Genomic DNA, 8,266 nt, shown 5'->3' with positions numbered 1-8,266 from the left:
GACGGATTTTCTCCATCTTAGCTATGTCCTTTTTGAATATTTCTTCAAGAATTCCGGTAAGATATTTTCTTTTTTCCTGTAAATCGGCACACTGAAGAACTTTTGGCATACCTCCGTCATGAACATAGCGTGAGAACTCCAGGATAGGGTTCTCTTCTATACTCAGATTCATAAAATCCTTCATTCCTTCATACTCAGAGTAGGACAAGGGTAGTATTTCAAATACCTTGTAGCTGTCCCTGAACCTTGACTCAAAATCCTCGCTCAGGATATACGAGCTCGAAGCAGAAAGAAATATGGAACATCTGTCTTCCTGATAAAGAGAAAAGAGCAGCTCTTCGAATCCCTCCACCATCTGAATCTCATCTATGAAAAGATAGATTATGCCCTCCCTTGACTTAACCAGCCTTTCATTGATGACCCCGCGGAGTTTTTCTGCATTTTTCACATTTTTAAACTCTTTTGCATCCAAATCGATATGAATGAGGTTTGCAGTTGAATTTCCCCTCCAACGGAGTTCATTCATGATCATATCCATGATACAGGATTTGCCGCTACCCCTTATACCGGTAAGAATTTTTATCTTTTTTTTGTCCTGATAAAATCCCCTGATTTTTTGCAGATAATTCTGTCTCTTGTATAACTTCATAGCTGTACACCTCACCCTCCCTTGATCGAGCAGCTTCTTAATGGGGTAAAAATTAATTTACTGTTTATAAATATTATAATCTGATAAATTTTTTCAATCTATATTTAAAAAATGACGTTTTAGTCTGTTTTTATATATTTTTATTACGAAAAAAATTTTTACTGTTAAATTTTGCCATATAAACAAAAGAGGGCAAATTCCATTTGATTTGGAATTTGCCCTCTTCATTGTTTTATTTCAATTTTTTCTGTATGATTTTTACCCTCTTATGGTTAAAAAGCTCTGGTTTGCAACAGGGTAGTTTTAATTATGCATTAACCTTCTGACCGCTCTTTACATTTCCGCTTGTCATGAAAGTTATCTTATCGTCATCATTTACCTCGGTCGCAAGCATGCATCCGATTTTACCCCCCGGAATCATCTCATGTGCGAGCTTAACCGCTTTGGCACTTGCCAAAAGTTCATGGTGTGCGGCATTGTACAGTATAGTCTGTCTGTCTTCACCCTCTTTAAAGAAGATTCCCGCTCCCATAAAGGACATATGGAGAAGCATATTTATCTCATTAAAGGTGATCCAGTACTTAACAAGATTCTTATAGCGGGTAAAAATCGCAGCACAATATTTCATATAAGCATCGATCATTCTGCGATCTTTCCAGCCACCATATTTTTTGATCCATTTACCTTCTTTGTGGTATGATGTAGTAACAAAATTACCGGAGCACTTTTATTATGATTAAGATTATTTTTTTTGATATCGACGGCACGCTGAGACCTTTTGAAACAGGCATCATACCGGAAACAACCCTGGCTGCCATTGAAAGAGCCAATGCGGCAGGAATCATTACTGCCATTGCCACCGGACGTCACTGGATGGAATTAAAGAATGAAAATCTCATTAAAGGAATGCGCTTTGATGCATTTGTCACTTTGGATGGAGAATATTGCTATGTTCTTGATAAGGCTATCGTTGACAAGGCTATATCACTGGATGAACATTCACATCACACAGAGGAATATGTATTTGATCTTTCCGATCAAAGTGAGCCCTTTTGCTATTTTGATCCACTGAACGGAACCTGTGTTCAGAAGATAGAAATTCCAAAGGATCAGGTTCAGATTGTCCTTGATTTTTGCAGCAAAAACCATTTTTCCTGCCTTGTTGAGGAGGAGCGTTCCATCTATGCCAATTTCATCTCTGATGAGCTTATGAAGACCTTATATGAGATTAAAAGCGGTACTCCGCCGGTTGTGGATTTTTCACGTACCGGTGATAAGCCTGTTTTTATGCTGATTCCTGTAATGGATTATGATAATTCTATGAAAATGAAGGAGCATCTTACGGAATGCGAAATAGTAAGATGGTCCGACGGACTTAGTTTCGATCTGACCAGAAAGGGAATCACCAAGGTTTCGGGTATCGATTCGATCCTTCGTCACTATAATTTTTCTTTAAATGAAGCCGCCGCTGTAGGTGACGGATTGAATGATATCGGAATGCTGGAGCATTGTCACATAGGGATTGCCATGGGTAATGCCAAGGAAGAATGCAAAGCTGTTGCCGACTACATCTGTCCTTCTATTTTTGATGATGGCTTATCTGATGCGGTTGACTACATCATAAACTATAACCGTAATCATCCGGCTTGATTTATCTGAAAACCCATCGGGGACGGTTCTCTCCGGCGAGAACCGTCTTCCATAGATCAAACTTTAAAGTAATCACACTGCCTGATTTAGCTGAAAGAGCCCTTTTGAATAGTTCTGGTGCTTGAAAACTATTCAAAAGGACTCTTTTTTTGTAGATATGGAAGAAAAAACTCCTTGAACGGATTAATATCATGCCTCCGGCTCGGCTTCCTTTGCAGCCTTTTCTTTCTCTTTGAGCTCTTTCGCTTCCTTTGATTCTATGGCCGCGCCTTTATCTATCTGTCCAAGCTTTATCATCATATCCGACTTCTTTTCCAGCTCTTTCTTCTCATATTCCCTGCCATATTTTTCTGACAAGGTTTCCTTATCGGAGAAGAGATTCGTTCCAAGCCCCAGTCTGTCCCCTTCTATTTTTACACCCAGTGCAGCCAGAGTAGTTGGAAAATCATCAAAGGTTGTATAGTCTCTCTTTGCTTTTGTTTCCGGTTCCTTTGGAGCGTTTATAAATGCAGTGTATACCTTCCTTACGTATTCCTTGTCTACCTCATTACAGAAATCGTGATCCATAGTGGGATGGTCACCGGTTATAACTATGGTTGTATCTTTATACCAGTCCTGTGTTTTACACCAGTTGAGAAAACTTTCCACCTGCTTTGATGCACAGTTAAAAACATTTGAATACTGGTCATCAAAATCGTCCGGGCATATTTCACAGACATATCCATCCGGGAAATGAGTATCAACTGTAAGTAAGGTCACATTAAACGGATCTCCGGCTTTCGAGAGCTTCGTCAACTCTTCCTTTGCATACTCGTACAGCTTCTTATCTTCAAATCCCCAGTTAACCCAGTAATCAGCCGGGAATTTATGCTGCTTCTTCCAGTAACTGAAATCCTTTATCTCATAGTTTCCATGGCTTTGAAAATATAGCTTTCTTCCTCCAAAGTAACCCACTGACCCCAAAAGCAGCTCCTGTTTATAGCCTTCCTTATCCAGGATATCCCCAAGGGTAACTATACCCGGGAAAAATGCTTTCTGTGTGTCCATGGCATTTTTATCTATGGATATCTTTAAAGGAAGTCCCGAAGTCTGGGCAAACATGGCTCCCATAGTCCAGGTTGATCCCGGCATGGAATAACCTCCGTTGAGAGTTTCATTTCCTGAGAAATCCTCATTATCCACAGCTATCTTAGTCAATTCGGGAATTGTGTTTTCTCTGAATGCCCCTCCTGATTTAATGTCGGAAAAGGTTATTTCCGTAGATTCGAGATAAATGTATATGAGGTTTCTTTTCTTCTCGGGAAATTCTATTTTAACAGTATTCGGATCAACATAATTATCATCTATAAACTCTGACTTCTTAAATTGAGATGCCAAATAATTGCCGAGGTTAAGATCATCCCAGGCATTCAATACTGTAAATCCTGTTGTAAATGTGGCTCCCGTAAATGCGAAGATTAACGCGTATCCGTATTTTCTGTTTTTTCTGAAAACAAAGAATATTCCGATAAGAATAAGAGAAACCAATGCAGCCGGTACTGTGCAATGCAATATGTACTCATTAAGCATCGCAGTACTTGTTCCCTGAAGCGGCGCTACCATATGGTATATGATCTCATCTACCGTAAGCTCCGACCACGTAGCCATCAGCCACTTCACACTGAACATCAAAAGCATTGACAGGAATACCAGGATTACCGCCAGAATAGTTTCCACATCTGTTATTAGACTTTTGTGGTTTTTATAAAATTTTTTCATAACCAAATACAGACAACACTATTTTCTCAAGTGCTATCTTATTTGCCTCCCCTGTTTATTAAAAATCCTTTCACTTATATATTGTTTAAGTTTAAATTTATTTATTAGTTGCATCAATGTACATTTTTTCTAAATAATCTCGTTTAAAAGTCGTTTTTTTTAATTAACGCACCACCATCCTGTTCTTTTTTCTTAAATGTATGTGCTATAATCCTTGTTTGTGTAAATTTTTTATTAATACTGTTGATTTAATATTTTTCTTACTCTATATTTTGACTTAAAAATATAGTACCGCTCAAATGCAGAATGTATGTTCTTTTTAATTTATGTTTTGCATGTATGGTTCTTATGAAACAGGAAAACATTATGAACTTATCATTTAAAGAATATACTTTTGCCGAGAAACATGATTATATAACCCATAATGAAAAATATGACAAGCTTAGACAGGTTCCTCGTCATGGGTGTACCAATACCTTTGATCATTCTGTAAGAGTTGCTTTTCTTTCAAGTCGACTTGCAAAGCTTGTAGGTGTTGATCCTGACAGTGCTGCAAAAGTTGGCCTTCTTCATGATTTCTGTCTCGTGGACTATCATAAAGATGATAAACATGTCCATAATGGTCGATGGTATTGTTTTTATCATCCGGAGGATGCTGTTATCAATTCTGAAAATGAAGGCTTCATCCTTTCTCATGTGGAAAAGAAAGCCATTTGGAGCCATATGTTTCCTCTGGCTACTTCTATACCAACATCCAGACTAGGATATGTTTTGACCTTAAGTGATAAAATAGTCGCTACACAGGAATCCCTTGTAAGTGCCGCTGAAAGTATCAGAAATATTAGATTTAACAGACTTAAAGGATAATATGAGTAAATTAATTAATCCACAGGAGACAATTAAGATCATTCAAAGCAATGATTTTAAATTTCAAAAAAAATTCGGTCAGAACTTTCTTATTGATGAGAGCGTTCTTTCTAAAATTATTACCAGTTCCGACATCACAAAAGACGATTGCGTTCTGGAAATCGGTCCCGGTATCGGAACCATGACCCAGGCTCTTGCTGAAGCTGCAGGTCATGTTATAGCTGTTGAAATCGATTCAAATCTCATACCAATACTAAATGAGACATTAAAAGACTATAGCAATGTCACCATAATCCATTCTGATGTGTTAAAGCTTGATCTTAATGATCTCATCTCTACCTATAACAGCGGAAATCCCATAAAGGTAGTTGCAAACCTGCCATATTACATTACAACCCCCATCATTATGGGCCTTTTTGAAAGTAAGGTCCCTATACGGTCCATTACAGTAATGGTACAGAAGGAGGTTGCAGATCGAATGCAGTCAGGTCCCGGTACTAAAGATTACGGTGCTTTATCTTTGGCCGTTCAGTACTATTCAGTTCCATCCATTGTACAGCTTGTACCACCAAACTGTTTTATCCCAAGACCTAATGTTGGGTCCGCTGTAATCCTTCTTACCAGACATTCGATTCCACCAGTTGAAACCAGGGACGAGACCTTTATGTTTTCACTTATCAAATCCGCTTTCGGACAGCGTCGTAAAACCTTACAGAATTCCCTTCTTTCAGGATCAAATATACCGAAAGATCTTACTGTAAGAGCGTTAAATGAAATGGGCTTAAGTGAGACTCTAAGAGGTGAAGCATTAACACTTGAGCAATTTGCGGAACTATCAAATCTTTTAATTTCATACAGATAAAAAAACAACTATGGAATGCTTTGCAATTCCATAGTTGTTTTCATTATCAGGGTAATATTGCTATAAAACGATTTCTGTTTGATTCAAAAAGCTTTTCAGCATCTTCCCTTCCTAACACTGTCTGAGAGTTTCCGTTTTTATCTGTTAAGGTTATATTTCGCTGATCATATGCTGTAATATAATTTTTCTCATCATTGACATAAACAATAAGCGGGTAACCCTTATTCAGATAATACAGAGCTGAATTCATATCCATACCTGATGCATTCAGAATTGTATACTCATCCACTTTCTGTATCGTCTCTTTTTCGTTAGCGTTAACTAACAGCTGGGAAATTCCTGATATTTTATCATTAGCCTTATTAATCTTTACTATAGCGCTCTTATCTGCCCTATTCCAGATGATTTCTCCGTCCTTATCTATTACATATCCATAATCATCACGCACCTTACCGTAAGCATCTTTCAGAGTTCTTTCCTTACTTCTGTAATGTCCCAGGGAATATGCATAAAATACCGGAGCTTTTTCTGTAGCCTCTGATATATTCAGTTCTATATTTGATGCTCTTTCTATTGAGTAATTTTTGGCTGTCTGATATTTTACCTGTTTGGTTCCGATATCATTAATTTCTATGTATTTTACTTTACCATACTTTCCTGAGTTCACGGTTGCCAATACCTCTGATTCTTCATTGGTATTCTTATTTGAGATGATAGTTTCACTTTTTACGTATTTATAGCTGCCGTTTACTGTATTACTGATTTCATCAAATTTTATTCTGTTTTCGTCTACTGATATATTTGTGAAGTAGAGTCCCTCTTTTTTATACTCTGTCTTCTCATTTGTTTCTGCGTCCGTAATATGGATAGCACTTACCGGGATATCACTGTCATAGGTTAAACTGTCAGCATTATCCTCATCAATCTCTCCGTATATCAGATCATCCTGATTAAATCCTAAAACTCTTATGTATGAAGTGTTTTTTAATATATCGATCTTTGTATTTTTCTCTAAATCAATATGTGTTATTTTCCTGGAATGGTAAGGATCTTCTGCTTTAGGATCCTGATATGCTACATAACGCTTACTTCCTGAACTTGCAAATTCTATTTCATTCAATCCCGACTCAACCATTAATACCTCAAAGCTGTTTGTATCTATACCAAAGATATTGCCTTTGTAATACATATACAGTCTGTTATCTTTTGTGAGATATGCTAAACGGTTGACATTATCTGCAATGACCTCATAGGACTCGGACAAGGGTATAATGAAGTTTTCAATAACCGTTTCCTTTGCATAGTCATAAGTGTAGTAGACAATTCCTGTTTTGCCCTCATGTTGTCCTCTGTTTATATATCCGTATAAAAGAAAATTTACATTTCCGTTCTCTTCCACAGATAATATTTTAATATCATGAAGGTCTAAGTTTTGTCTCTGACTGTCATTTGTCCTGAAGCTGAATATTTCAGTAGCTTTAGGATTCTTTCCCTGTTCATAAATCCATAAATCCTTATTGGATTTAAATGCTATAAAATCCTTATTCTCTGAAGTTACTACCGAAATATCTTCCTGGTTTCCTATACCAAGTACAAGCCTCTTATTTTTGACAGAATCAGTTTTCCTGTTAAATACTTCATGCGTTTTTCTGTCAAAATTCATTATATAAATTCTGCCGGGGTCATATCTCAGAACATAATTATCTTCATTATCAAATACTGATTTTTCCCCTTCATTTTCCATTTCGGATTCATATTTTATCTGGATTTCCGACATTAACCCATCATATTCTTTAATGGTTACATAATACTGACCCGCCAATTTCATTTCTGTGTCTCCCCAGGTTATCTGGTTAAAACTATTATGCAAATTAATATGGGCCAGTGTATTATTGTCAGCTATGTTATTTGATTCCAGGTATGTTGAAAGATGCTTTGCTTCATTCTTATCAAAAGTGCAAAGTGTAAATCCTATGGCTATATCTTCAATCTCTTTAGTATGATCTTTATCCGTCCAAAGAATTCTCGTATAGTAGTTTAATGTTTTCTCACCGGTGTCCAGAATTACCTTCAATAAATATTGCTGTTCTTTTTTAATAAGATTCTGTATAGGAACGATGATACTGGTATTATTACCATCTTTATCAATACTTTTAATGTCACCTTTTTCTATTAAATGCTCCAGATTCAGTGACCTTATTTCGTATTTTGCCGAAATTGCTGTATGATCATATTCCCAAATATTAAGCTTAAGCTGCCTGTCTTCAGGAAGTATCGTTATCATATCTCTTACAGCCTTATTTCCCATTTCCTGAATATATGCATGCATCGGATTGATAATATATCCATTAGTTTCTACATACAAAACCGGTAGCTTTGATTCATCAAGACTACTATAGACTTCTGTCGCATGTTCCATAGATCTGAATGAAATAAAGAAATAAACAAGAAGAGCAGCAATAAATATGCCGCTCATAAAT

At 36.8% G+C, this 8,266-nt stretch carries 6 protein-coding genes and 1 pseudogene; 3 read left to right on the top strand and 4 right to left on the bottom strand.

The features are described 5' to 3' along the window. Together G625_RS0111550 and G625_RS0111545 are read right to left on the bottom strand one after the other, a co-directional pair. A partial coding sequence (locus tag G625_RS0111550; protein ID WP_029201241.1) for an AAA family ATPase occupies window positions 1-649 on the bottom strand: 649 nt, incomplete at its 3' end. 307 nt (window positions 650-956) lie between these two features. Then, window positions 957-1,346 (bottom strand): annotated as a pseudogene (locus G625_RS0111545) (family 1 glycosylhydrolase); the annotation flags it as partial. A 35-nt stretch (window positions 1,347-1,381) separates the two neighbouring features. Here G625_RS0111545 and G625_RS0111540 point away from each other — a divergent pair. Next, window positions 1,382-2,299 (top strand): HAD hydrolase family protein, encoded by a 918-nt coding sequence (locus tag G625_RS0111540; protein WP_029201239.1) that lies wholly within the window; start codon window positions 1,382-1,384, stop codon window positions 2,297-2,299. A gap of 189 nt (window positions 2,300-2,488) precedes the next feature. On the opposite strand, the gene G625_RS19645 is transcribed toward G625_RS0111540, so the two are convergent. Beyond that, on the bottom strand, window positions 2,489-4,057 hold the full coding sequence (locus G625_RS19645) for a sulfatase-like hydrolase/transferase (protein WP_044932494.1): 1,569 nt from the start codon (window positions 4,055-4,057) through the stop codon (window positions 2,489-2,491). A 366-nt stretch (window positions 4,058-4,423) separates the two neighbouring features. Between G625_RS19645 and G625_RS19640 the strand changes: the two genes are divergently transcribed. Both G625_RS19640 and rsmA read left to right on the top strand, forming a co-directional pair. Beyond that, entirely contained in the window at window positions 4,424-4,924 is a 501-nt protein-coding gene (locus G625_RS19640; RefSeq protein ID WP_044932491.1) for an HD domain-containing protein, read from the top strand. 1 nt (window position 4,925) lies between these two features. Continuing rightward, the gene (gene rsmA / locus G625_RS0111520) at window positions 4,926-5,786 is read left to right on the top strand and encodes a 16S rRNA (adenine(1518)-N(6)/adenine(1519)-N(6))-dimethyltransferase RsmA (protein WP_029201237.1); all 861 of its coding nucleotides are present in this window, start codon (window positions 4,926-4,928) and stop codon (window positions 5,784-5,786) included. 46 nt (window positions 5,787-5,832) lie between these two features. On the opposite strand, the gene G625_RS0111515 is transcribed toward rsmA, so the two are convergent. After that, window positions 5,833-8,262 (bottom strand): hypothetical protein, encoded by a 2,430-nt coding sequence (locus G625_RS0111515; RefSeq protein ID WP_156885106.1) that lies wholly within the window; start codon window positions 8,260-8,262, stop codon window positions 5,833-5,835. Window positions 8,263-8,266 lie beyond the last annotated feature (4 nt).

The sequence above is a fragment of the Oribacterium sp. NK2B42 genome (assembly GCF_000424445.1).
Classification (GTDB): Bacteria; Bacillota; Clostridia; order Lachnospirales; family Lachnospiraceae; genus Oribacterium.
The sequence above is the reverse complement of the archived record's forward strand: the minus strand, read 5'-3'. Positions and strand labels throughout refer to the sequence as shown.

Bases quoted from the DNA above. Each gene is read 5' to 3' on its own strand.
- G625_RS0111540 (WP_029201239.1), top strand. From the start codon at position 1,382: ATGATTAAGATTATTTTTTTTGATATCGACGGCACGCTGAGACCTTTT.
- G625_RS19645 (WP_044932494.1), bottom strand. From the start codon at position 4,057: ATGAAAAAATTTTATAAAAACCACAAAAGTCTAATAACAGATGTGGAA.
- G625_RS19640 (WP_044932491.1), top strand. From the start codon at position 4,424: ATGAACTTATCATTTAAAGAATATACTTTTGCCGAGAAACATGATTAT.
- rsmA (WP_029201237.1), top strand. From the start codon at position 4,926: ATGAGTAAATTAATTAATCCACAGGAGACAATTAAGATCATTCAAAGC.
- G625_RS0111515 (WP_156885106.1), bottom strand. From the start codon at position 8,262: ATGAGCGGCATATTTATTGCTGCTCTTCTTGTTTATTTCTTTATTTCA.